At 62.8% G+C, this 23,307-nt stretch carries 21 protein-coding genes and 1 pseudogene; 4 read left to right on the top strand and 18 right to left on the bottom strand.

Annotation, left to right across the window (positions count from 1 at the left end; translation table 11 throughout):
• Window positions 1-72: 72 nt before the first annotated feature.
• From ACTDI4_RS04140 to ACTDI4_RS04165, 6 genes are all read right to left on the bottom strand, one after another.
• Window positions 73-1,383, bottom strand: a complete 1,311-nt coding sequence (locus ACTDI4_RS04140; protein WP_442839955.1) for a glycosyltransferase family 4 protein — start codon at window positions 1,381-1,383, stop codon at window positions 73-75.
• A 194-nt stretch (window positions 1,384-1,577) separates the two neighbouring features.
• Window positions 1,578-2,822 carry a glycosyltransferase family 4 protein gene (locus tag ACTDI4_RS04145; RefSeq protein WP_442839956.1) on the bottom strand — a complete coding sequence of 415 codons (1,245 nt, stop codon included), beginning with the start codon at window positions 2,820-2,822 and terminating at the stop codon, window positions 1,578-1,580.
• Window positions 2,823-2,839: 17 nt separating this feature from the next.
• A complete protein-coding gene (locus ACTDI4_RS04150) occupies window positions 2,840-3,625 on the bottom strand; it encodes a polysaccharide deacetylase family protein (protein WP_442839957.1) in 786 nt (261 codons plus the stop codon).
• Complete coding sequence (locus tag ACTDI4_RS04155) at window positions 3,618-4,958, bottom strand: O-antigen ligase family protein (protein WP_442839958.1); 1,341 nt, start codon at window positions 4,956-4,958, stop codon at window positions 3,618-3,620. Before ACTDI4_RS04155 ends, ACTDI4_RS04150 begins: the two co-directional genes overlap by 8 nt.
• A gap of 3 nt (window positions 4,959-4,961) precedes the next feature.
• Window positions 4,962-6,581 (bottom strand): GumC family protein, encoded by a 1,620-nt coding sequence (locus tag ACTDI4_RS04160; RefSeq protein ID WP_442839959.1) that lies wholly within the window; start codon window positions 6,579-6,581, stop codon window positions 4,962-4,964.
• Between the two features lie 84 nt (window positions 6,582-6,665).
• Window positions 6,666-7,931 (bottom strand): lipopolysaccharide biosynthesis protein, encoded by a 1,266-nt coding sequence (locus tag ACTDI4_RS04165; protein ID WP_442843258.1) that lies wholly within the window; start codon window positions 7,929-7,931, stop codon window positions 6,666-6,668.
• 369 nt (window positions 7,932-8,300) lie between these two features.
• Here ACTDI4_RS04165 and ACTDI4_RS04170 point away from each other — a divergent pair.
• Both ACTDI4_RS04170 and ACTDI4_RS04175 read left to right on the top strand, forming a co-directional pair.
• Window positions 8,301-8,979, top strand: a pseudogene (locus ACTDI4_RS04170) (N5-glutamine methyltransferase family protein); the annotation flags it as partial.
• A gap of 41 nt (window positions 8,980-9,020) precedes the next feature.
• Window positions 9,021-10,136 carry a hypothetical protein gene (locus tag ACTDI4_RS04175; protein WP_442843259.1) on the top strand — a complete coding sequence of 372 codons (1,116 nt, stop codon included), beginning with the start codon at window positions 9,021-9,023 and terminating at the stop codon, window positions 10,134-10,136.
• A 24-nt stretch (window positions 10,137-10,160) separates the two neighbouring features.
• Here ACTDI4_RS04175 and nadE read toward each other — a convergent pair whose 3' ends face one another.
• From nadE to ACTDI4_RS04235, 12 genes are all read right to left on the bottom strand, one after another.
• Complete coding sequence (gene nadE, locus ACTDI4_RS04180; RefSeq protein ID WP_442839960.1) at window positions 10,161-11,177, bottom strand: NAD(+) synthase; 1,017 nt, start codon at window positions 11,175-11,177, stop codon at window positions 10,161-10,163.
• Window positions 11,174-12,718 carry a class I adenylate-forming enzyme family protein gene (locus ACTDI4_RS04185; RefSeq protein WP_442839961.1) on the bottom strand — a complete coding sequence of 515 codons (1,545 nt, stop codon included), beginning with the start codon at window positions 12,716-12,718 and terminating at the stop codon, window positions 11,174-11,176. The genes nadE and ACTDI4_RS04185 overlap by 4 nt, the downstream gene beginning before the upstream one ends.
• A 27-nt stretch (window positions 12,719-12,745) precedes the next feature.
• Complete coding sequence (locus tag ACTDI4_RS04190; RefSeq protein WP_442839962.1) at window positions 12,746-13,024, bottom strand: acyl carrier protein; 279 nt, start codon at window positions 13,022-13,024, stop codon at window positions 12,746-12,748.
• A 20-nt stretch (window positions 13,025-13,044) separates the two neighbouring features.
• Entirely contained in the window at window positions 13,045-14,991 is a 1,947-nt protein-coding gene (gene asnB, locus ACTDI4_RS04195) for an asparagine synthase (glutamine-hydrolyzing) (RefSeq protein ID WP_442839963.1), read from the bottom strand.
• Window positions 14,992-15,239: 248 nt separating this feature from the next.
• Entirely contained in the window at window positions 15,240-15,881 is a 642-nt protein-coding gene (locus ACTDI4_RS04200) for a hypothetical protein (protein WP_442839964.1), read from the bottom strand.
• A gap of 236 nt (window positions 15,882-16,117) precedes the next feature.
• Window positions 16,118-16,396 carry an acyl carrier protein gene (locus tag ACTDI4_RS04205; RefSeq protein WP_442839965.1) on the bottom strand — a complete coding sequence of 93 codons (279 nt, stop codon included), beginning with the start codon at window positions 16,394-16,396 and terminating at the stop codon, window positions 16,118-16,120.
• The gene (locus ACTDI4_RS04210; RefSeq protein ID WP_442839966.1) at window positions 16,396-18,042 is read right to left on the bottom strand and encodes an AMP-binding protein; all 1,647 of its coding nucleotides are present in this window, start codon (window positions 18,040-18,042) and stop codon (window positions 16,396-16,398) included. Before ACTDI4_RS04210 ends, ACTDI4_RS04205 begins: the two co-directional genes overlap by 1 nt.
• Before the next feature lie 105 nt (window positions 18,043-18,147).
• The gene (locus ACTDI4_RS04215; RefSeq protein ID WP_442839967.1) at window positions 18,148-18,657 is read right to left on the bottom strand and encodes a hypothetical protein; all 510 of its coding nucleotides are present in this window, start codon (window positions 18,655-18,657) and stop codon (window positions 18,148-18,150) included.
• Window positions 18,658-18,728: 71 nt separating this feature from the next.
• Window positions 18,729-19,175, bottom strand: coding sequence for a DUF1801 domain-containing protein (locus ACTDI4_RS04220; protein WP_442843260.1), 447 nt, complete (start codon window positions 19,173-19,175; stop codon window positions 18,729-18,731).
• 339 nt (window positions 19,176-19,514) lie between these two features.
• Entirely contained in the window at window positions 19,515-19,808 is a 294-nt protein-coding gene (locus tag ACTDI4_RS04225) for a DUF982 domain-containing protein (RefSeq protein WP_442839968.1), read from the bottom strand.
• 215 nt (window positions 19,809-20,023) lie between these two features.
• Entirely contained in the window at window positions 20,024-20,401 is a 378-nt protein-coding gene (locus ACTDI4_RS04230; RefSeq protein WP_442839969.1) for an MliC family protein, read from the bottom strand.
• A 116-nt stretch (window positions 20,402-20,517) separates the two neighbouring features.
• Entirely contained in the window at window positions 20,518-21,903 is a 1,386-nt protein-coding gene (locus ACTDI4_RS04235; RefSeq protein ID WP_442839970.1) for a diguanylate cyclase, read from the bottom strand.
• Window positions 21,904-22,119: 216 nt separating this feature from the next.
• On the opposite strand from ACTDI4_RS04235, the gene ACTDI4_RS04240 reads away from it, so the two are divergent.
• Complete coding sequence (locus tag ACTDI4_RS04240) at window positions 22,120-22,605, top strand: hypothetical protein (protein ID WP_442839971.1); 486 nt, start codon at window positions 22,120-22,122, stop codon at window positions 22,603-22,605.
• Window positions 22,606-22,667: 62 nt separating this feature from the next.
• Window positions 22,668-22,802 (top strand): hypothetical protein, encoded by a 135-nt coding sequence (locus ACTDI4_RS04245; RefSeq protein WP_442839972.1) that lies wholly within the window; start codon window positions 22,668-22,670, stop codon window positions 22,800-22,802.
• Window positions 22,803-23,307: the final 505 nt, after the last annotated feature.

The following is a 23,307-nucleotide window of genomic DNA, read 5'->3' on the forward strand; positions in this document are numbered from 1 at the left end:
TGCCGGGCAACGGCGCCCGCGCCGATCCGATCATGGGACAACGTGCGGTTGACCGGCACGGCGAGCGGAAGCTCAGCGCCGGGGCCGACGCAGCACCGAGCGATAGACCGCTGCGGTGCGTTCCGCGATCCTTTTCCAGCTATAGTCGGATTCGATCCGCTGCATGATCTCGCTCATCATATCCTCGCGAAACGGCACCGAAAGCTTTCGCTCCAAAGCCGCCGCCAGCGCATCGACATCGCCCATGGCGAAGTAGTCGTCGGCTGGAAGATTCAGCTCGAGATTGGCGTCGATGTCGCTCGCCAGGACCGGCAGCCCGTGGCTAAGCGCCTCCAGAAGGGCGATCGGCATGCCTTCATGGCTCGAGGGAAGCACGAACAGCCTGGCGTTGCCGTAGAGTTGCGAAAGAGCCGAGCCGGTTTGAAACCCGGTCATGACGACGGACGGCGTTCTGGCCGCCAGTTCCCTGACCGATGCCGAATACTCCGTTTCGTGGTCCGCTTCGCCGACCAGCACCAACTTCTCCGGCCGTTTCATCTTCGCAAAGGCACGGATCAGATCGTGCTGGCGCTTTTCCGGGACGACCCGCGCGATCATGACGATATATTGCCGCGGCAAGAGCCCGAAAGCGCGAAGGGTTTCGGTGGAGGTTTCCCGCGACTGCATGGAAACCCCGTTGGGCACCAGGTCGGCGGCCACCCGATATTTCCGCCGCATGGTGCGAACGATGTCCTGGGAAATCGCGATCCGGCCGTTTGCCGTGTACATTCCCAGCGCTTCGCCGAGCTTGAGCATGCGCTTGGCAAAGCCGCCCCATTTCTGGCGGTTGTAGTCATAGCCGTGATGGGTGACGACCACCTTCAGGCCCAGCAGTCGCGCAAGCGGGGCGACGAGCGCGGGTCCGACCGCATGGATATGAAGTATGTCGGGCCTGTGCCTGGCTGCAAACAGAACGCCGGCGATGCTGTTTCCTATCGTCTCGAACGTCATCCTTTTCGGCGCCCAAAGCGGGATGATCCGGATGCCGTTCCAGAAAGTCTCGGTCGGCGTGGCCAGATACCGACGCCGCCCCAGCACCTCGACATTCCAGCCAAGATCGACGAGTTCCGTGGTGATCATCTCGATATGCTTTTCGATGCCGCCCTGGACGTTCGGAATACCCCTGCTTCCCAGCATCATCACTCTGGGACGGTCAGGGCTCGTCTCGAGGCCCGATATCCGGTCGAGTGCATCGACGGCGCCCAGCGGCGGCGTCGCTATCAGCTTCCTTTTCTTCGCAACGGAGACCTCGTCAACCGCCGAAGCGGCGTCTGTTGCCGGCAAAGTATAAATCTCATCCGAAATCTGGCGGTTTTCGCCCTCGGAATCGCCTTTGAAACCCATCTGCCCACTCGGTTCCGCACCCAATGCCCGTCGGAAGGCGCGGCTTTCTGCTCAACGGTCGAAAACCCGATTTTCCTGGGAGATGTGTTAGACGAGCGGCCTGAAATCGCGGATAAGATAAGCGTTAAAATTGTAACGACCGACTAAATCCCAGATTGCAGGCCAGATTGCGGGAAGGAGTCCCGGCCCGGGGTCTATCGCCCGGCCGGGGTCGGTAATGCCGCGCCGAGACTGGAATAAAGCTCCGTCGTTGCCCGAAAATAGGCCGCGGACGAAAAAACGGTTGAGACCCATTGTCTTGCCGTTTTACCCATGGCGTGCCGCGCGCCCGCGGAGAGCGCCGCCATTCTTGCCAGGGCGGCTGCAAGGTCGTCGGGGGCGCCGGGCGCCACCATGTAGCCGGTCTCGCCGTCGCGGATCAGTTCGGGAATGCCGCCGATCCTCGTTCCGATCACGGGCGTTTCGAGCGCATAGGCTTCCAGGACGCTGATCGGCGCGTTTTCGTACCATTCCGACGGCAGGACCAGCGCCGTGGCTTCGCCGATCAGGCGATGCAGCGCAGCGCCAGAAAGATAGCCGGCAAAGACGACGTCCGCGCCGGTCGAGGCGGCCAGCGCCCGCAGGGATGCTTCTTCCGGGCCCGTTCCGGCAATGACGAGCTTCTGTTTGGAAAGGGCCGCGGCCCGTATCAGGGTGCCTATGCCTTTTTCAGGGGCAAGGCGTCCGGCAAACGCAAAATAGCCGGGTTTGGCCCAGCCGGTTTCGAAGCTGCCGGCATCAATGAAATTGGGGATGTAAACCATCTGTTCACGCGGCCAGCCCCATTCCTCCAGCTTGTCCATGTAGAAGCGGCTCGGCACCACCAGGCGGTCGAGATTCTTCCGGTAGAGGCCGAGGCTGCGATGCAGCAGCGTTTCGGCGAGAACGACGCCGCTGAGGACGGCGGAGCCCTTGATGCAACGGTGGACCAGCACGTTGTAGGTGTGCCCTCCCTTGCACTTTTCGCAGACCTTGTTGTCGCGAAGCATCTTGTAGGACGGACAGGCGAGCTTGAGATCATGGACTGTCATGACCGTCGGAATTCCCGCCGATTTCAACGTGGAGAAAATGGCGGGCGAGAGATGATGATAGACGTTGTGCGCATGCGCGACCGCGGGCCTCCGCTTCTCGATGACGCGGGCGAGATTTCGCTGGGCTTCGAAGGAATAGATGACCTTCGCCGCCTGCCTGATCTTGGTGAGGGGGCGCGTCTGGCGACCGTATTCGATTTCGGAAACGAAATAATCCGACCAGGGGGACGGATGGTTCAGTTCATGTTTCATGGCGAAGGGGACCACGTCCCATCCCGCCTGTTCGAACATCGCGATATGGTCGAGGAACACGGCTTCCGCGCCGCCCCTGCGGTAGAAGTAATTATTGATCTTCAGAAGGCCCGGCATGCCGGCAGGCTGCTGGCTCATGGCGTTCGGCGATCCGGTTCCATCCAGCCGAACCGGTCGAGAGCTTCGCAAATCGGCAATATGTCGCATTGCCGGTCCCGGGCGTGCGACACGAGCCGTTCGAGCGTCTCGGGCAGGCATCCATAGGGCGTCGGCCTGGCGGTGATGTCATGCGTCACGAATATCAGCCATCCCGGCTGGCCGGCCACGTCGTCGATCCAGCGCGTGAGGCTGCGCGCGTATTCGTCGGGCTGGCGGATCTCCACCGCCTTGAGCATCAGCGGGTCGACCGCTTTTCGATTGATGGCTTCGCCGCCGCCTCTGCAACTCGAAAAGCGTCTGCCCATGACCCTGCGCGCGGCCGGCCACGCGGCATTGTAGGGGAAGGCGAAATTGGTCGGTGGACGAGAAATCCCGGCTTCCGACAGAAATGCCAGGTTCCGGTCGAGGTCGTCCGAAAGGGCGCGACTGGTGAGGGTGCGAATTTTGCTGTGGGAGAAGGTGTGGCAGCCGATCTCATGGCCGCGCGCGAACAGTTCGCGGCATCCTTCCGCGGAAATCAGCCGGCGATCCGGCTCTGCCCGGCCCGTCAGGCCTCCGGCGATGTAGAACGTGCCGCGCGCATCGAATTTTTCGAGGATCGCCGCCCCTTGCGTGAGTGCCGTGTCGGGAACGTCGTCGAAGGTGAACGAAACGATCGGCCGTTTCGTGGGGATCGGCCGCCGGCTGCGGGAGAAGCGCCATATCAAACGGTTGCTGACCCGATCGGTCAGGGTGGAAAGCCGATCGCGAAGATCAGACATGGGCAACCATCCTTTTGGCCGGAGCGAAGCTGCCGGGGTCTAGTACGGCAGAGGATTGAAAGCGCAATCCGTAGAGACTGTAGAGGAAAGTGAACCACAAAAGATTACCGCCCTCGAAGAAAAGCGTCTCGAGACCGGCGCTGAAGATCACATAAAGCCAGGTCCAGATGAAAAGCCGGGTCAGATGGGAATGTTTGCCGGCGCTCGGCAGGCGGGAAATATCGCGCAGCGGCATGGCGATCACGAGCAGCAGCGTCAGCACCAGGCCGGGCACCCCCGCCATCAGTGTGATGTCGAGATAGGAATTGTGCCCGTTTTCCGCGGCAACGGCCCAGGTTTCGACGCTGCCGCCGCTGTAGACGAGTTCGTCGGTTTGCCAGAAAGCGTTGATGCCGTAGCCGATGATCGGGTTTTCGGCGATGGCCCCGAAGGCGAAACGCCAGATATCGGAGCGATTGGTGAAGGTGGCGTCGATGCCGAGCGACGCGACAAATTCCCCCAGCGGACGAAACACGGCCGAGCCCACCGCAAGCAGGTTGAAGAGGCCGACGCCTCCGATGACGATCGGAATTCGCAGAATGGATATCCGCTCGAATATCCACGCCAGGATCAAAATGCCCGGCAGCATCGCAGCGGAGGTCTTTCCGCCGCTATGAACCAGGAAAATCACCGACAGCACGATGATCGCGATGCCCGCCAGCCGTGACCAGACATTCAGGACATAGATGCCGAAGAAGGTGGCGAGCACCATTGCCGCGGCCGCGCTGTTCTTGTGCGGGAAATGGCCGCGCCACAGGCCCGCATTCATCGGCTCGCGCAATTCCGATGGCTGGTGGATGGCAAGTTCCGGCTTGAACAGGATGCCGTAATATGCCGTGCCGAGCATGATCAGCGTGCCGATCGCCAGCATTTTCGCGAACTGCTTTTCCGAAGCCGGCAGGAGCAGATACACGCCGGCATTGATCGTCACCATCACCCCGAGGACGACGGCCTTGATCCCCAGCATCGGATGGGCGGATACGAGCGAGACCAGCAGGAACCAGGTGAACAGCGGGATCATCAGTGCGCGCGGCTGCATCAGGACCGCCCGCAGCGGATGCATCAGGCCGTAGCAGAGCATGCCGAAGAACAGGCCGATCGAGACGATCTGGTTCAGCCGATTGGAATTGGCGGCCGAGGGATCGAGAACCGTCTCTCCTGTGAGATCGACGAACGGCGTCGTCGAAATCCAGAAAAACAGGAAGATCGCCATGAACAGGATGGGGCCGGCCGCCGCCATTCTTTCCAGGCCGGCCGGCAGAGGAGAAGCGGCGCGCTGCGATGCCGTCGCCATCGGTCAGGCCGGGCGAGGCTGACTCTGGCGCAGCACCCGCAGCAGGCCGAACAGGAGGGCAATGCCGATGCCGATGCCCAGTCCCGCAAAGGCGCCTGCCGCCAGCAGGATCATTGTCCGTGGCGGCCAACTGCGTGATTTCGGCGGCAAGGCGCGCGAGATCACGCGGATGTTGGACGTGTTGATCTGCTGCTGCTCGGTGATCTGCTGGGCCCGTGCCAGATGCGTTTCGTAAAGCGCGGCTTTGGCGCGCGCGTCACGCTCCAGATCGCGCAGTTCGACCTGGGAATCATTGTCGGTGTAGACTTTTGATTGCTGCTCGCTCGACTTGTTTTGAAGCTCGTCGAGGGCGGACTTTGCCTGCTGCATGTCGCTTTTCGCAATGTCCACGATGCGCCTTGCCTCATCGAGGATCGATGCTTTCAGCGTCTCCAGATCCGAGTTGGCGGCGGTGATGCGCGGATGGCGCGCGCCGTAGGTGAGCTTCAGCGAATTCAGTTGCACCACGGCTGCGTTGTATTCCTGCCTGAGCGCCGTCATGGTCGGAGAGACGAAGACCGAGGCCGTGCTGGTGCGGCCGACCGCAATCGCTTCCTGCATCTGCCGGTAGCGGGTTTCCAGCTCGATATAGTGCTGCTGCGCCGCCAGGACCTGCGTGTTCAGCTCTGCCGCAAGCTGCGTGCTGACGAGTTCGCCATTCTGCGACTGGAGCCCGTGCCGGCGTTTGAATTCCGCCACCTTCGCCTCCGCATCGGTGACGTTGCGGCGAAGGTCGTCCATTCGCTGGTTGAGCGCGGCCGCCACCCGTCCCGCGCTTTGTGCGGCAGATTCGAAGACCTCCTTTTCGAACGCATCGACGATCGCGTCCGACAGAGCCACCGATTTCAGCGGGTCTTCGGTGTACACGCTGAGCGAGACGACGAACGACCGCTCCTCGCGTCGGGCCTCGACGCGTTCGGAAAGCGCGCGCATCGTGCTGAGCATGTCCGCCTGCCGGGCCTCGTTCTGAGAAGTGCCGAGGACGATGTTCTTGAGGCGGCCCACGGTGGTCGGCTTGGCGAATTCAGGATCTTGTGTGAGGTTCATGCTGTCGATCACACGCGCGAGCACGTTGCGCGACGTCAGCACCCTCATCTTGCTTTCCACTTCCAGCAATTGGGAATCGCGCAGGAGATTGGAGCCGAACACGTCGTCGTTGACGACCTGGAGATTGGCGGGATCGATCACGAGATCGGTGTAGACGGTATATCGCGGTGAAGCCGTCTGCGCATAGACAAAGGCCCCCATCACGCAAAGGATGGTCGCGCCGACGATCCAGAGCCAGCCCCGGCGCAGCCAAAGAAGAATATCATCCGGATTGATGCTGCGGAGCGCGTGCGCATAGCCCATGACCTGCCTTGCGGCGGGTGCAGCGGTGGTTTCGGCGGGCCCGACCTGTGTTTCGGGCTGCGGGTTCGGCGCCAGCCTGCCCCGCGCGGAGCCGGCGGCGGCACTCGGCCTGGCAGCCGCAACGTCGCGTGTATCGGAGATCAGTCCCAGCAGCGAGCTGCCGCGCGGACCCGGACGCAAAGCTTCCGAACGCTCCAGCGCATACCGCAGCCCCGGCTCCTTCGGCGTGTACATTCGTTCCGTCTCCGCGGCGCGCCCCGAACCCTTGAAGCCACGTCGTCTCTCATCTCCCCCACATGACTATCGAGTCATGGTAAATCAGCCGTTAAGCGGCTTGCCCGACGAGATCGCGGCGCCGCTCTCCCTGTCTTTTTTCACATAGCGGAAGAAGACGCTCCAGGTGGCGGCGACCATGGCTATTTCGATGACGTAGAACGAGATTATCGTGCCGGTCGGCGGAGCGTACCATGTGGCCCAGGCCGCGAGCGCCGCACCCGCGACGCTGCCGAGACCCATCACCGTCGCGCGTGCGCCGTGGTAGCCTGCAGCGCCCAGCGCTTCGGCCGCGATCGACCACATGCCAAGCGGCACGACCACCCAGCATAGGCTTCTGACAAACCGGACCAGGCTCAGATAGTCGTGGCCGAACAGATAAGGCAGCACGGGCGCAAAAATATATACCGTCACCGCCGCCGCGACGCTGATCCCGCATGCGGCAAGCATGACCTTGCGAATTCGGCCGATGGCGTTGTGCAGGCCCTGGGCCGCGGCTCGCGCCGACCCGGGATAGATCAGCCGGTTCAGGGCTTCGACGGAAAGATAGCTGCTTTCCAGAATGCGCCGTGCGACGCTGTAGCTGGCCACGATTTCCGCCGTCGTAACCACGTTCAGCGTCAGAAGGTCGGCGTTCTTGCGGACGGCGTCGAGGATGAAGGGGATGCTGAAATACATGCCCAGCCGCAATTCCTCCCTGACGATCCGGAATTTCGGGCGGCCGAGTTTCCTCAGGGCGAAGAAGCATCCGAGCGCAACCAGGACATGACAGCCGAATTGCCAGGCCGCCCAATGCGCAACCGTCGAGACGCCGAAGACCAGGCAGGCGAGGGCCGCAGTGATGGTGCGGGCAAATGCGAAGCTGACCACGACGATATTGGCCGATGCAAAATCGGTGTGCCCGATGAATATCTGTTCCGTCAGCACGATCACCCGCACCAGAACGATATTTGTGACCAGCATCAGCACGATGTAGAAAAGGTTATGGAGGGGGTCGGGCGACAGTGCGAAGAAGAAGGGCAGGATAGCCGCGCCGATAAGCACGAGCGCCGCGCCGCTCAGGCTCGTAAGGATGATGTTGTGCCCGAGCATGACCGGGTAGATCGTGCGATCGCGGGCGACGCGACGGACAAGGCATTCCATCCCGCCAAGCCCGCAAAGATGGACCGCGATGTTGCAAATTGCGGTGATGGCGACGAAGACGCTGAACTCCACCACGCCAAGCGACCGCGCCACGATGGCGAAGGTCAGCAACTGCGCCGCAGAGCTCATGATCAGGCTGCCGCCGGAGGCCATGTAGGACATGGCCATCGACAGGAAGGCTTTTTGCCCGGTCACGTTAAATGCGTCCGATGCCACCGCAGGGTGTCACTTCTGGCAAGTTGCGATGTGTTGCTTGCAGGCCGGGACGGCGCCTGAAAAGTCTCGCGCAGGCTTCATGATGTGCCACATTCGTTCGAGATGACGATGGCAACCTGATGCCGGAAAATTCTTTCTTTCTGATCAACGCTGGCGCGCTTCGGGCTGAACGCAGGCTTTGGAAACCGGAGATTCTATATTGAGGTTAACATTTGCGATGTGAGCTTCAGTTTATGTTTACGCCGCTGGCGTAAGCGGTCTCATAGTGGTTCGAAGCGTTCGGGTTGGAGTCCTGTTTATGGTGGACAAGATGGGCAGCGACATCCAGGCCGGACGGCCGGATCAGGTCCTTCTGCATCGCTTCCTGGGGGTCGATCTCGAACTCGCGCCCGGCGTGCTGGTGCCGAGGGAGGAGACCGAGCTTCTCGGGCGTGTCGCGATCGACCTGATCAGGGCAGGCGACGAAAATCCTCTGGTCATCGACATGTGCTGCGGTTCCGGTAATCTGGCGCTTGCCATTGCCACCCATGCGCCGGCCGCAACGGTCTGGGCCTGCGACCTGACGGACGAGACGGTGGCGCTGGCCGAGCGCAATGTGCGGCGCTGCGGCTTCTCCGAGCGTGTTCGCGTCCTGCAGGGCGATCTTTTCGGCGGGCTCGCCGATGAGAACCTTGAAGGCAGCGTCGATATCATCGTCTGCAACCCGCCCTATATCTCCACCCAGCGCCTCGAAGGCGACAGCGCCCACCTGCTTGAGAACGAGCCGCGCGAGGCTTTCGACGGAGGTCCCTACGGCATTTCGATCCATCAGCGTTTGGTGCGCGACGCCGTTGCCTTTCTCAAGCCGGGCGGCTGGCTGGCCTTCGAGTTCGGCGAAGGTCAGCAGCGGCAGGCGGCGGCCCTGTTGGCGCGCGCCCGGGCCTACGATTCGGTGGAATTCGCGAGCGACCACAATGGAACGCCCCGCGCTGCGTTCGCGCAGAAGAGGCTGGATGTCTAAGTGCCCGGCCGGACCGTTCACCAGCAGAACCCGGTAGAATGATGAGTGAAATCCGCGAGTTGCAGGCTTCCGACATCCCTTGCCTTTCGAAGATGTTCCTGCGTGTCTTCCGCGACCCCAAGGCGCAGGTGACGGAAACGCTCAGCCGGTATCTTCAGCATTTCTATCTGGAAGCGCCGGGTCAGGACCTGGGGCTATCCTCGCTCGTTCATATCGGCGATAGCGGCGAAATGAACGGCTTCATCGGCGTGACCGGGTTGCCGATGGTGTTCGAGGGGCGGCGATTGCGCGCGGCGATCTGCGGTTCCCTGATGGTGGAAGGGCGCGAGACCGACCCGATGGCGGGCGCGCGTCTGCTCAAGGCTTTCCTTGCCGGCCCCCAGGATCTGTCGCTGAGCGAGACCGCCAGCGAGGTCTCGGAATCGATGTGGCGGAAACTAAGGGGCAAGGCGCTTCCGCAGCACAGCCTCGACTGGCTGCGCATCATCCGGCCGGCGGGGTTCTTCGTCGAGCTCGGGCGGGACCGTCTCGGTGCCGCGCGGCTTCTCCATCCGTTCGCCCGCCAGGCCGACAACCTGCTGCGCCGCCGGATGCGGCCGGGAGACTTGCGCTGGTCGGGTGTGCCCGCGGCTCGGAATGGACAGGGAAATTTCAAGGCGGTCGAGGTCGATGCCGCGGCATTTGCCGAGCTTTTCACCCGGCTGGTCGCCAGCTTCAGGCTGCGGCCGGATTTCACGCCCGAACAGCTTGCCTATGTGCTGCGCGAAATTACCCTTCCGCGCGTGGAAGGAAGCGCGGTCTTTTGCAGGGTGGAGACACGCACCGGCGCTCTTGCGGGCGGCTTCGTCTACCATGGCGACGCCGGCCGCGTTGCCCGGGTCCTTCAGATACTGGCCGTGCCCGGACAGGAGCAGCAGGTGGTCGACTGCCTGATCGAGCATGCCGCGGACCGGGGTGCCGTCGCGGTGCGCGGCCGCACCCAGCCGGCGCTTCTCGATGCGATGCTCGGCAAGCGCATCGCCTTCACGCATCTGGCGTCTACCGTGATCCACACGAAAGACCCGGCACTCATGCAGGCATTTCAAGCCGGCGAAGGTTTTTTCAACGGCCTCGCCGGCGAAAGCTGGAGCCGTCTGGCCACCAGCAATATCGAATGACCCCGGCCGCCTGCATGCAGGCGGTCATTCCCATCTGGCGACCTCGTCGACCGGCTCCACGAATTGCGGCGCAAGATGCAGGTAGCGCGTCGCCCTGCGCTTGGCGCCGATGTCGGCCCAGACGCGCGACATCTGATCGGCGCTCAGGCCCGCAGCCCTTGCCACCACATCCGCCGGCAAGCCGTGGTTGAGGCCGTAGAGGCAAAGATCCATACGGTCGTAGGGCAGGGAGAAGTAGAATTCCTCCTGCGTCTGCGGCAGCGAATAGGTGTCCGTCGTCGGCGGGCGCCGGCAAATCTCGTCCGGTACGCCGAGATAGGCCGCGAGCTGATAGACCTGGCTCTTGTAGAGATGCGCGATCGGTTTCACGTCGGCGGCGCCGTCGCCGTTCTTGACGAAGAAGCCCTGGTCATATTCCAGCCGGTTCGGCGTGCCGACCACGGCGTAGTTCAGCCTGTCGGCGTGGAAATATTCAAGCTGCTTGCGCGTGCGCTGCTTCATGTTGGTCGCAGCGACGATGCCCAGATAGACGGAAGGCGGCATGCGCAGCCTGGTCTGCTGTCCCTGGGGGTCCTGCACGACCAGATAGGAGATGTTGTAGCCATCACCTTCAAGGGCGCTGGAAATGACGACCTTGGAGGCCCATTCGGCGGTGTATCCGGGAACGAGTTCGCGGATGAAACCGTCGCGGCGGTCGTAGCAGCCCATGGCCTGCAGGGAAGGACCGATATCTTCGACGACGCTGTCGATGCCGAAAGCTTCCGCGACCGTGCGGCCGAGGCGCAGGCTTTCCGGATCGGAATCGTTTTCCGGCATGAACAGGGCGAGCACGTTCTTGGCTCCCACGGCGCGGGCGGCAAGCGCCGCGCAGACGCTGGAATCGATGCCGCCGGACAAGCCCAGGACGAGTCCGCGCTTGCGCAGGGTTCCGCGCAACTGATTGCGCAGGGCTGCCACGATCTTCTCGGTTTCCTGTTCGGGGTCGATCATGAGCGTGTCGGCCGAGAAGGCCGCGTTGACGTCGGATCTGTCCATGTTCATTCGGCTGCTTTCATTGTCTCCGCGGCCAGGCGGCGGCTCACCTTGCCGGTGTCGGTCTTGGGGAGTTCGCTGCGGAACTCGACGAGGCGCGGAACCATGAAGTCCTCCAGATGCGCAGCGCAGTGCCGGATGACCTCGCGCTCCGTCAGGCCGGGGTCCGCACGCACGATGACCGCGCCGATGGCCTGGCCGAGCACGGGATCCGCCACCCCGAAGACGGTCGCTTCGGCGATGCCGGCATGGGCATGGAGCACGGCTTCGACCTCTTTCGGCGCGACCTTCTCGCCGCGCGTTTTGATAATGTCGTCCTGGCGCCCGACGAAATACAGGAAGCCGCTTTCATCGGTCGTGAACAGGTCGCCGGTGTAGAGCACTTTTTCCCAGGGGTTGGGGCCCGGGCGAAGCATGCGGTTCGTTTCGGCTTCGTTGCGCCAGTATCCCTGCATGACGTGCGGTCCGCGGATCACCAGTTGACCGGCAACGCCCGGCGGTACCTGTTTGCCGTCCTCGTCGACGACGAAGGCTTCGGTATTGGGGATGGCGATACCGACGGAGCCGGGACGCCGGTCGAGTTCGGCCGGCGGCAAATAGGTGCAGCGCTTGCATTCGGTCAGGCCGTACATCGAATAGATGCTCGCGCGGGGGAAAAGCTCGCGAAGCCGGGCGATATGCGCCGGCGGCAGGGCCGCAGCCGTATTGGTGATATAGCGCAGGCTCGGCAGGAAGTCGGGTTCCAGATCGCGCATCTGCAGGATCATCGCCGCCATCGTCGGAACCAGCGGAAAACCCGTCACGCCCTCTTCGCGGATTCGATCGAAAATCGCCTGCGGGAAGGCAAAGGAGGTTTCCAGGACGAGGGTCGCGCCGAGCTTGACGGCCATCAGGAGCTGATAGAGCCCGTAGTCGAAGGCCAGCGGCAGCACGTTCAGGATGACGTCGTGCTGCGTATTCTCCAGATAGGTGGTGATCGAACCTGCGGCCGCCTCGACATTGCGATGGCTCATCATCACGCCCTTGGGGCGGCCCGTGGAGCCGGACGTGTAGATGAGCAGCGCCAGGTCGACGTCGATCCCGCCATGGTTCACCGGTGCGTCGTTTCCGGCGAGGCAGGCCTCGAAGCCGGCGATGTCGCCGCTGGAGCCGTCACTTGCGGAGCCCGTGGCTGCGATGAACAGTTTGCGCGGTTCGATTGCCCGGGCCTCCAGCACCACGGGCAGGAGCCGCTCCTGCACCAGTATGCCGGCCGCCTCGCAATTGCCGATCATGTAGGCAAGCTTGTCGGCCTTGGTCGAGGGATTGACCGGGACGGCCGTCGCACCCGCCTTGAAGATGGCAAAGAGCGATAGGGCCGCCTCCCAGCAATTGTTCATGAACACGAGCACGCGATCGCCGCGCCCGATGCCGCCCTGCGCCAGCGAGGAGGCGAGCCGGTCGGTCGCTGCGTCGAACTGCGCATAGCTGAGCCGCCTGCCGCCCGCCACCAGCGCGGTCTTGTCGGGATGCAGGCGCGCACTGTCGCGCAGGAAATTTTCGATACGCATGGTAAGTGCCTCTCGCAGCCCCTTATCTCAGGCGAGCGCCTTGCTCAGTGCTTCCGCATCGGTATGGCTGGTGACGAACGCCGTGATCCGCGCCACGGAATCGAGATTTGCGGGAACGATATCGCTGTCGGCCAGGGTGAAGCCGAACTGCTCCTCGATGAACGCGACGAGTTCGAGCACGCCGGTGGAATCGATGATTTCGTTCTCGATCAGCGATACGTCGTCCTGAAGGTCGTAGGTGGTGTCGCCGAACAGAAAATTGTCGATTATGAAGGTCTTGATACTGTGCTTGACCGACTGGTTCATGCTTGTCTCCTTGGTCTGTTTCAAGCCGCTTGCGCGTCCGGAGTGCGGGTTTTCGAAAACGTCTCCTGCCAGAGCTGCGTCGACAGGATGCCCACGAAGGCAACATTGTCGCGATAGCCGGATGCCGGTCTCGCCCGGCATTTCTCGAAGAGTTTGCCCGCGGCATCGGGGCTGAAGAGGCCGGATGCTTCGAGCTTCTTCTTGCTGAAGGCGTCCCTGACATAGCCGCGCTCGTTGCCGCCCACGAAGGACTGGCTGTCGGGCGCCCGGTAGGGTTGCTTTGTCCGGCTGCCGATCGCACTGGGGAGAAGATCCTTCGTCGCCTCGCGCAGGATGTGCTTTTCGACCAGGCCCTTGAGCTTCATCTCCGGCGGCAGGCGGGTCGCAAACTCGACGAGCCGGTGGTCGAGGAACGGGAACCGGCCTTCGATCCCGTGCGCCATGGCCATGCGGTCTCCCTGGCTCGACAGGATGTAGCCCGGCAGAAGGAACCGGCTCTCGATATATTGCGCCTGATGCAGCGGGTGCCAGCGACCGAAATCGTGGGGCAGGCGCGCGGCAAGTTCGGCTGCGGCGTCGTAGTCCGCCAGTTCCCGGCGAAGATCGCCGGAAAAGAACAGCTTTGCAGCCGCCGTCCCGCGCAGGCGCGGCCGGTGCGAAAACAGGGGGTCGTCCGTCCCTTCGCCGCCGGCCCCGAAAAAGGCGGCGAGATATTCGGCCGATTGCTGCCTCAGGCCGGGCAGATAGGGATAGAGCTTGCGGAACAGATGCGGCCGTATGCGCGAGCCAGGCTGCCGCGCGCAGAAGCGGCGGACACGCGCCTCCTTGAAGATGTCGTATCCGGCAAAGACCTCATCGGCTCCTTCGCCGGTCAGCACCACCTTCAGCCCCTTTTCCCGCACAAGGCCGGAGAGCTGGTAGAGCGGCGCCGGCGCCGTGCGCAGAACCGGCCGCTCGGTAAACCGGATCACCTCGGGAAACGAATCCGCAATATCGCCGTCGCCACAGGAAACGGCGTGGTGGCGCGTACCGAGCGCTTCGGCCATCTGCAACTGAAAGGCGCTCTCGTCGTGCTCCTCGCTGCCGAAGGTCACCGAGAACGTGGAGAGCCCTTCGGCCGCCATCGGTGCCGCCAATGCCGACACGACGGAGGAATCGAGGCCCCCGGAAAGATAGGAGCCGACAGGCACATCCGCCCGCATGCGGATGCGTGTCGCATCGGTGAGCAGGCTGCGCAGCTCTTCCGCCGCCGCGCGCGCATCGGTGTGCTGCGCCGGCGCGTCCGCGTCGGGATATTGCAATGTCCAGTACGGCCTGATCGTCGCACCGTTTCGGTCGGCTATCAGGCTGTGGGCGGGCTCCAGCTCGAAAATGTCGCGGAAGGCAGTGCGCGGCGCGATCGGAGCCCACAGGGTGAAGATCTCGTCGAGCGCAAACGGGTCCATCCGCGCCTTGACGCCGGGCACTCGCAGCAACGCCTTCACTTCGGAGGCGAAATACAGCGTGCCGCCCACCGTGGTGTGGAACAGCGGCCGAACGCCCATCCTGTCGCGGGCGATCATCAGGCGCTGTTCCTTGGCATCCCAGATCGCGAAGGCAAAGTCGCCGTTCAACCTGGACAGGCAGTCGGGGCCCATGCGCTCGTAAAGATGCAGGATGACTTCGGTGTCGCTTCCCGTCCGGAAAACGTGGCCCTGAGCTCTCAGGGCGTCACGCAGCTCGACATAGTTGAAGATCTCGCCGTTGAAGACGATCGTGAAGCGCCCGTTGGCGAGGGTCATCGGCTGCTGGCCATCGCCAAGCCCGACGATCGACAGGCGCGCATGTCCTAACCCGACGCGGTCGCCGACGAAAATGCCTTGCTCGTCCGGGCCGCGGTGGGCGATCGCCGCAACCATTTGCTGCAGCAGCGGCCTTGCCGCGTCGGGCGCGACGCCGTCTCCAAAATAACCGCTAAATCCACACATAGGCCAATACCAGCACCAATATCCCGGTCATCCTTCCCGGTCGAGCCATGCCAGAAACAGCCGACGAATGTGTTAATCTTGGGGGAAATGCCGGATTACTCCCCCGCTAGGTTGGGGTTCGGTAAATATCCCGTTCGAATTTTAACTAATAACTTTGGATCGAAGAAACTCGTCTTGCGCCCGTTCGGAATGGAAGTGACGGGCAGGGTGGCTTCAGCTTTGCCGCAGCCGTGCCGCGTGGGGCACGCTCACGCTCCCAGCCGACCGGCAGGCACGCCGGGAGGGGGCACGAACGCCAGTTCGGAGAATGTATGGTCGATCGCATCCGTGCCCGGCTCGCGCGTGGTTTGCACGGGCCACGCTTCCGTTCGGAACAGCGCTTCGGAAAATCCGTCCTTTGTGAGGGCCTCGAATTCGAGGAAGTGAATTCCGCGCTTCAGCAGATATCGGGCAATGGTCCCGAGGGCCGCCTGAACAAGCCGCCTGTCGCGTGCCAGGATGACTCGCGCGCCGGCAACGCCCCGGCGGCGGCAGTGACATAGGATCAACGGATGGCAGGATCCCCCGGCTGCGAGCCCGACCGCGATACAGCCCAGCCGGGCATGCTCCTCCAGAAGGTCGCGATGAACGCCCGGCAGCATCTCGGGAGGGATGGCGCTCAGGGGCAGGATTCTGGTCTGGCGCGCGGGACGCAGGGCGGACAGGGCGAGCGGCACCACGACCGCACCCCGCGATCGATCGACGAAGCCCAGCCGGCGGTTGAGTTTGCGCATCGATATCGAAGCGGTCAGGTCCACATAGTCGACGGTCGGGTCGACCATGAGCCGGCGCAGGAAGAGGGTGGCCATCCATTCATTGCCCGGCCGCAGATAGAAGGCCGACAGGTTCATGATCTCCCGCGGGGCCTCGGCGTAGGCAACCCGACGGGAAGGAATGGTCAGGCAAATGCCGACCTCACCGTCATTGGCCGAAGCGAATTGCCCTATGGAATCGTGCCCGAGATTTTCGACATGGGCGACGATATTTGCAAGGCATGCCGTCCATGTCTCGCAGGACAGCTTGGGAAAGCCTTCCGCCAGAAGAGCGGCGGCCTTGGAGATGTCGCTTCTGTGGATGGGCCGCAGCTTCACCGGCCCGGATTTCCAGGCGTGCCGGTTGCCGTCTCGCGGGATGAAATCATCCTCTCCAGATCGTGGAGGGTATCGATCTGCAGGATGTCGAAATTCTCGTCGGAAAGGTCGATGCCGTAGTCCGTTTCCAGAAGGATCAGCACTTCGGTCGCCGCCAGCGAATCCAGGCGTCCGCTGGAAAACAGGCGTTCATGCTCTTCGATTGACGATATTCCGTGCGTCGACAGGATCGAGAGCAGGGCATCCCTTATGTGCGCGCTCGTCGGTTCACCCATTAGCTTGCTCCCGCCGGCTCTGCCGTCCGGGAGGACGGCTCCTGTTTCCGGTCCCCGTTCTCCTCGCTTTCGCGCAGCCTTGCAACCAGGGCGCGCCGGTCGACCTTGCCGTTGATGTTGACGGGCAGCACATCGAGGACATGGATGGTATTGGGCACCATGTAGCGAGGCAGCGTCCTGAGCATGGATGTCGCGATGGTTTCGGCGGGCAGCGCGCTGTTGCAGAAGCCGACCAATCCTTGCGCGGAGCCGTCGATCGTCGGCCATCCCACGACCGCGACGATGTCGGTCCCGGACGCCTGCCGCAGATGCGCCTCCACCTCCTCCAGTTCGATCCGGTTGCCCTTCACCTTGATCTGATTGTCGGTCCGGCCGAGATGGTGGAAAATGCCCTTGCCATCGCGCATGCCGAGGTCGCCGGTCAGGTACCAGCGGCGGCCGTCGATCTCCCTGAAGCGGTCGGCCGTCAGCGCAGGTTCGTTGAGATAGCCGATGGCCAGTTGCGGGCCCGACAGCGCGATCTCGCCCGGCGTCCCGTCCGGCACGGGCCTCTGCCGTGCGTCGAGGACCGCGACGTCCATCGTGGCGTATGGCGTTCCGATCGCCACGATATCTCGGCCGGGGGTGAATACGCCGGACCCGGCCAGGCGCTGGCGCATGCAGATCACCGTTCCCTCGGTCGGTCCGTAGATGTTTTCCACGACACCGTTCGGCGTTGCTTCCGCCCATGCCCGGGCCGCGGCGGCGGGCAGGGGCTCGCCACAGAATATGGAAAGCCGCAGGCTCGGGAATATGCCGGGCTTGAGGGAGCCGCTCCTACGCATGATCGATATCAGGGTTGGAACCGACATCCACACGGTGATGTCTCGCATTCGCACGAAGCGTGCGGGAGCCAGCATCTCCAATGCGGACAGCACGTGCAGGGAAGCACCGGCTTCCGCGCACAGGAAGAGGTTGTGGACGGATAGATCGAAGGTCACGTCGCAGGTTTCCGCCAGCCTGTCGGCGGGTGTGAGGCAGGTCCAGGGCCTGCTCTGCTCGAGGTAGCTGCGCAGCGATCCCGCCGAGATCATTACGCCCTTCGGCAGGCCCGTGGTACCGGAGGTGAAGATCACATAGGCGAGATCGTCCGCCTCGACGGACGCGGGCTCTCGCATCGGCTCGCCGTCGATGTCGCCGAGGCGGACGATCCGCTGTCCGCCGCGCGCATCTACGTTGCGGGACCCGTCCGCGATCACGATTCGATCCGGGGCGGCATGCAACACCGCTGGCGTAAGCAGGTCGGCGCCATTGGCATCGACAACCAGGGCGTCCAGTTCCATCGACCGCAACAGAACGACGATGCGTTCCTCCGGCCACTTCAGATTCAGGGGAACGTAGGCCGCCCCCGCAAGGCCGGCAGCCAGTATGCCGGCATAGGCTTCGAAGCTCCGGGTCGCCAGGATGCCGACCCTGCGAGGGCATCCGCCGGAGCAAAGAAAGGAAGCGAGCCTCGCGACCCTCTCGCCCATCTCGCCATAGGTGACGTCGAGGTTGCGGTCCGAATAGAAAACCCGGTCGGCATGGATATGCGCGGAACGAAGGAAACCGGCGGAAATATTGTAGTTCTCCGGCATTCCTTCTCCCCGCCCCATAGGTGCCATCATATACGATAAAGCCGGCCCATTTTGTCAAACGCGACAGGCTTTTAACCTTAACCCCTTCCTCCCTTATGAAAGGGCGCGTCGCCGAGGAGCAAGACGGAAGGCGGCTCAGCCCCAGAGGAAAATGAGCGGCGAGGCGATGAACAGAGCCGCCGCCAGGAGCCAACGGTCCCGGCCCCTCGTCTGCATCTCGGCCAGAGGCAGGAACCTGCGCACGAGAAAATACCCGACGGCGATTATCGCGCTGTAGGCCAGGGCCCAACCGAAAGTGCGCCAGTTTCCCGTAAACAGCCCGATCGCCAGGCCGAAGCCCGTCAACGCGCCAAGAACGCCATAGCCGACGTCGAACATCAGCGTGGTTGTGGTGGAGAAAGGGCGCCAGATAATCGGAAATGCGATCGCAATCGCGGCGGAGAGGAGCCAGATGCTGACGATCGCCTCGAGCGTCGACGATCGCGCGATCGAAGTCGCCACATTGGCAAGATGGTCGGGCGTAGACAGGTTGACTGCCTGGGCAACCCGATCGATCAGTGCGGCCCAGAGCCAAAGCACGAAAGCGCATCCGGCAAAGATCAGGAAATTGCCGCCGGTTCGTTTCGCGATCTCGCCGATGTCCATGCCTGGCCCCTCGTCAGAAGCTTCGTGTCACCGACCGGCGCTAAGGACCCTTGTCGGCGACGCTCCAAATCCTACAATTTCTCGCCCGGTAGTTGGGCAGCCTGTTTTACCCAGCCGGCGAATTGTACCTCATCGAACCGGCCTTCGTATATGTCGAGGTAGCGCACTTCGGGCTGCTTCGACTTGCCGGGCGGTGCCGGATCGAGCGAGGTGCCACGGAAAAACGTGACCTTCACGTATTTTGTGAAGCAATGCAGGCTGAGGAACCAACAATCGTCCTCGACCCCATAGAAGGGTGAGTTCCATTTGACGGCCTTGCGGACGCCAGGGACGATTTGGCCGACGATGCCGTCGATCCGCCGGCCGATATCGCTTTTCCAACCCGGCATGGAGGCGATGTAGGACCGCACGGGTGCGTCGCCATAGCCTTTTGCGATCTGGGGATTGCCTCCAGACAGAAGCTTCGGCGTTTCGTACGTGCCCGACATGGAGGTCAGGAAATCAGAAACGGCGCCCATCGGCAAGAAGCGCTGCCGGGCATAGCCTTTGGCCTGCAAAGGCCCACTATCGCACCCGCCCGGCAGGCTGGGGCTAGGGTCAGGCCCTGTTAATTTGGTTGGAATGGTCGGAGCGGATTTGTGCGGATGCGCGAAGCAAGGCCGCAGGAAGGCTTGAGCCTTTCAAGGCCTTGCGACAAAGCAGCCCGTGCAAATCCGCCCGATCCGAAGGACGATCGAGCTGGCGTCGATCTGCCGCGTCAAAGTCCTCGACCGGGGGAACCACCCCGCTCTTCGGACTTTTCCTCGCATCTCTTGCCATCTCGAACGCCATTCCAACCAAATTAACAGGTCCTGACCCTAGCGGTGGATCGACCATTCTTGCCCGAGCGTCGAGGCGGCCCGGCTGTACGCCTCTTCCGAAAGGATGCCTTTGTTGATGGCGAATTGCTGGAAAGCCTTTCGCGCATCTCTCCCGGTCCTCTTGCCGTTTAGGGCTTTCCGGCAAACCTCGATGGCCCCGGTCTGATCCAGATCGCGAATGCCGTTCCACTCGATCAGGATGTCGTAGGCCTCGATGACGCTTGCCACTTCGCGCGGGAACCCGAGGCCGATGAAGACCGGGACGGGCTGATCGAACTTGACCTGTTTCATCTGAGGCTCCTCTTTTTGCAGACGCTATTCCAACCGACGAAAACGGGCGAGACCGGGACCGGCTTCGTCACGAATGGAGAATGCGGCGGAAGGTTTGTGAGGAGCCGTACGTGCCGACGGGCGCCTTCTCGCGCTTTAGGAGCGGGGTCGACGAGGACCTGCGGTCCGAAATGGCGTCGGGCCAGGGTGCCGCCCCCCGCTGGCGCGGAAGGAGATCAGCTCGGCGAAACCTTGCATTCCAGGATTGGCTCGGCGTTCTCGTCTCTGGTCAGGTCTCGCAAGGATGCGTCGTCGCCTTTCGACCACCATTCATATTTGCCGGCCGCGTAGCGGGCGCCTGAGCCGGATATGACGGAGGCGAACACGATCGACTTCCCGTCGACAGGAACGATCGCAAGGAAGTTCGGGTCTGCGTTGATGTAGCTGACCGGCAAGGAGATGCCGTCGCCGCAGCCATATGTCACCGAATGCACGGTCGCTTCCGCCGGCACGTCGATCGAAAGGGTGATCTTGGGCTGGATTTGCTGCGCGTGGCCGGCGCTCGACGCAAGGCCTGCAGCGAGTGCGATTGCGAAGGTGCGAATGCGGGTCATGGCGATCTCCTCGGTTGCCGTTGCCTGCATCTATCCCAGGACAGCGGGGAATGGAAAGGCGGGTCCGGAACCGCCGACCGGCTGCATCTCAAAGGACGGCTTTGGGCGCGAGCGGGTCATCGGGCCAAAGCCGGAATTTCAGGATGTCCCGCCGGTGACATCCGAACGCGATTGCGGCCCTCTCGCTTCGCCTGATAAAGCGCCTTGTCGGCCAGATCGATCAGGAACTGATAGTCCGGATGGCCTTCAAAGCTGGCCACGCCAATGGATGCCGTGATTTCGACCCTGGCGGAGTCCGAAATGGATGGTTTCTGCGAGGCTATTTTCTGCCGGATCCTCTCGGCTATGGCCTGGGCCTCGCTGCGGCTGGTTTCGACCAGGACAACGAGGAACTCCTCGCCACCGTAGCGGAAAACATAGTCGGTCCCTCTTACGGTGCTGAGCAGATATTCGGCGACGCTGCTGAGCACCATGTCGCCGGCCGAGTGTCCGTAGGTGTCGTTGATCGCCTTGAAATGGTCGACGTCCACCATAAGCAGGGCGAGCGGCGATCGGGTGTTCTTGGCCAACGAGACCTCTCTACCCAGAATCGACGGGAGAAAGCGCCTGTTGAGCGTCCGGGTCAGCGGATCGCTGCCGTTTTCCATGTTCGCCGCTGCCTGGAAGAGGTCGTTGAGCAGATATTTGATTTCATCGACGTGCCGCTGCAGGTCGGCGACGCCTGTCGGATCCTTTCTGGCGACCGCCGGAATCGTCTGCCCGTCCACCTTTCGCACGAGAGCCTCGATCTGCCCGAGAACGGACGAATCCTGGAAGAGCACGGCGGCGCGATGGCGCACCCACAGGCCGAAAGGCGATGTCGACAGCAGAAGCCGGGCGTGTTCGAGCTTGTCGCCAAGCAGGCTGAACAGAACGGACTGGCTCCACTCCATCAAGGCGGCGCGCTGGGTCTCGCGCTCCAGATTGATGTCCTGCCCCAGAGAAAACAGCCGGAAAGCCTCGTCGGCCCGCGCCCGGCTTTTGGCGCCGGAGACATAGGCCGCCGTCATCAGGCGCATCGCATAATCCATGGTCTCGCCGAGAAGTATGATCGTCTCGGCGGTCGTCGCCCTGTCCAGGTCGAGCGCGGAGACCCGTTGCCCGATCTCGGTCTTGAGGAGCGTGATCCCCGCCATGACGATATCATTTGGGACTTTGAGCCGTGCGTGAACCTCTCCGATTTTGATCTGGCGTTCCTCGAATTCGGAAACGTCCGCGCGCAGATCGGTTCGGACGAGATCAAGCAGCCACTGGCGAAGAGAGTAGCGAAGTCGCGTACTTACGACGGAGTGGCTCAGATAGGCCGATGCCCGCTCGTCGGCGAGAAATGTGGAATAGAATATTTCGACCAATCGCTCGACATCGGTCTCGACAATGCCTGAAAGGCGTTCAAGCGCGGCTGAAATCACCGGCTCCGACGACGCCGACCAAAATGACAAACCCGGCCTTTCGATGCTCGGCAATTTTCCCGCTCCGTGCCTCTCCTGAAGAACTCCCCCGTATCCGTCGCCGGCGGTTCCATCAAGGCTTTGGACGGAAGTTGGCAGGCGCCGGCACCATGGAGGCGGTCGCCTTCGACTTTCGCCATTCCCGCAAAGGGGGGAGGCCGGGCGTGTCGGGGCGTGTCCCCTTTGCCCGGTCACGCGCCACGCGCTACATTCCCCGGCAAGGAGACTGCGATGGGCCTTGCCGAGTTCAGGGAAGAGTTCGAGGCGTTCAGGGTGACGCTCCCCGATCCCGGAATGGTGGCCTGGCACACGACCGGCGAATGGCTTCCGGACCCCGACTACGCGTTGGACCAGACCGAGACGATGTTCTATCGCTGGTGGGCCTCGATGGTGAGCGCGAGCGATGAATTCCGGCTGCTGCTTCAAAGGCAGGAAGGTGAAGCGCGCCGCTTCGGCCTCGAGGCGGGCGTGCCGCACCTTCTGGCGCAGATCGATTGGGTGATCGGCTTTCTGGAACATCTTCCGCCGATCCCGGACTGGAACTCCCCCGATCTGACGGTTGCTCAACGGGTCGAATTGAGGGATTTCGCAAAGAGATATGTGCCGTCCATCCAGCACTGGCTGTCGCGAGCCAGAAGCCTGCGCGGCTCCGTCCAGTCGATCGGACGCGGCAGCCATGATGCGCAGGGCGGTTCGATGGCGCCGACAAGCGCGTGAACGGTCTTCGGCGGCTACCCGCCGAGACAGGTCGTCTGGATTTTGCCGCCGTCAAAAGTCGAATGGCAGAACCTGTCCGGTTGCGGCAGCCCATCGGCCGCTCGGTGCGCGTCTGGTCGCTCGGCCGATGCGCCAAATCGATCTTCGCGCCCTTCCTGGTGGATCGGCTTGCCGAACGGCATGCGAGGGGCGGCTGAAACAGGTCGAGCCGGCCATCGCGTCCCGGCAACTACGTCGAACGGGCAGCCTCTGAGATCGATTCCGGGACGGCTCCGGCCAGCCGGTTTCTATCCACGACCGCCATCGCGCCGTCCGACGCGGTGGAACCGATGGTGGTGAGAATATCTTTGGTGGTAGTGGCTGTAGCTGGTCCGGAATTGCTGGTTTCTGCGGTAATAGCCGCCCAGGAAGGCCGGCCCGGTATAGTATCCGTCGTAGTATCCATAAGGCCCGGTGACTTCGACGCAGCCGGACAACCCCAGCATGGCGAGCCCCAGCGCCGAAGCCAACACGAGAGATTTTGCTGACATCGAAATACCTCCCCAACGAGGGACGATCCCAAGCCCGGCCCCGCGCCGCGCATTGCGCTGTAGGAAGTAGGGGAAGCGGCTGGAAATTCCGCTCACAATCGGGTGAGGCTTGGAAAGCGGCTTTGCCGCGGTGCCGCGCCGACGGGCATCAAATCAGCGTGACCGGTATCGC

Source organism: Mesorhizobium sp. PUT5 (assembly GCF_052216645.1).
GTDB lineage: Bacteria > Pseudomonadota > Alphaproteobacteria > Rhizobiales > Rhizobiaceae > Mesorhizobium.

Bases quoted from the DNA above. Each gene is read 5' to 3' on its own strand.
- ACTDI4_RS04140 (WP_442839955.1), bottom strand. From the start codon at position 1,383: ATGGGTTTCAAAGGCGATTCCGAGGGCGAAAACCGCCAGATTTCGGAT.
- ACTDI4_RS04145 (WP_442839956.1), bottom strand. From the start codon at position 2,822: ATGCCGGGCCTTCTGAAGATCAATAATTACTTCTACCGCAGGGGCGGC.
- ACTDI4_RS04150 (WP_442839957.1), bottom strand. From the start codon at position 3,625: ATGTCTGATCTTCGCGATCGGCTTTCCACCCTGACCGATCGGGTCAGC.
- ACTDI4_RS04155 (WP_442839958.1), bottom strand. From the start codon at position 4,958: ATGGCGACGGCATCGCAGCGCGCCGCTTCTCCTCTGCCGGCCGGCCTG.
- ACTDI4_RS04160 (WP_442839959.1), bottom strand. From the start codon at position 6,581: ATGTACACGCCGAAGGAGCCGGGGCTGCGGTATGCGCTGGAGCGTTCG.
- ACTDI4_RS04165 (WP_442843258.1), bottom strand. From the start codon at position 7,931: ATGGCCATGTCCTACATGGCCTCCGGCGGCAGCCTGATCATGAGCTCT.
- ACTDI4_RS04175 (WP_442843259.1), top strand. From the start codon at position 9,021: ATGAGTGAAATCCGCGAGTTGCAGGCTTCCGACATCCCTTGCCTTTCG.
- nadE (WP_442839960.1), bottom strand. From the start codon at position 11,177: ATGAACATGGACAGATCCGACGTCAACGCGGCCTTCTCGGCCGACACG.
- ACTDI4_RS04185 (WP_442839961.1), bottom strand. From the start codon at position 12,718: ATGCGTATCGAAAATTTCCTGCGCGACAGTGCGCGCCTGCATCCCGAC.
- ACTDI4_RS04190 (WP_442839962.1), bottom strand. From the start codon at position 13,024: ATGAACCAGTCGGTCAAGCACAGTATCAAGACCTTCATAATCGACAAT.
- asnB (WP_442839963.1), bottom strand. From the start codon at position 14,991: ATGTGTGGATTTAGCGGTTATTTTGGAGACGGCGTCGCGCCCGACGCG.
- ACTDI4_RS04200 (WP_442839964.1), bottom strand. From the start codon at position 15,881: ATGAACCTGTCGGCCTTCTATCTGCGGCCGGGCAATGAATGGATGGCC.
- ACTDI4_RS04205 (WP_442839965.1), bottom strand. From the start codon at position 16,396: ATGGGTGAACCGACGAGCGCGCACATAAGGGATGCCCTGCTCTCGATC.
- ACTDI4_RS04210 (WP_442839966.1), bottom strand. From the start codon at position 18,042: ATGATGGCACCTATGGGGCGGGGAGAAGGAATGCCGGAGAACTACAAT.
- ACTDI4_RS04215 (WP_442839967.1), bottom strand. From the start codon at position 18,657: ATGGACATCGGCGAGATCGCGAAACGAACCGGCGGCAATTTCCTGATC.
- ACTDI4_RS04220 (WP_442843260.1), bottom strand. From the start codon at position 19,175: ATGGGCGCCGTTTCTGATTTCCTGACCTCCATGTCGGGCACGTACGAA.
- ACTDI4_RS04225 (WP_442839968.1), bottom strand. From the start codon at position 19,808: ATGAAACAGGTCAAGTTCGATCAGCCCGTCCCGGTCTTCATCGGCCTC.
- ACTDI4_RS04230 (WP_442839969.1), bottom strand. From the start codon at position 20,401: ATGACCCGCATTCGCACCTTCGCAATCGCACTCGCTGCAGGCCTTGCG.
- ACTDI4_RS04240 (WP_442839971.1), top strand. From the start codon at position 22,120: ATGGGCCTTGCCGAGTTCAGGGAAGAGTTCGAGGCGTTCAGGGTGACG.
- ACTDI4_RS04245 (WP_442839972.1), top strand. From the start codon at position 22,668: ATGGCAGAACCTGTCCGGTTGCGGCAGCCCATCGGCCGCTCGGTGCGC.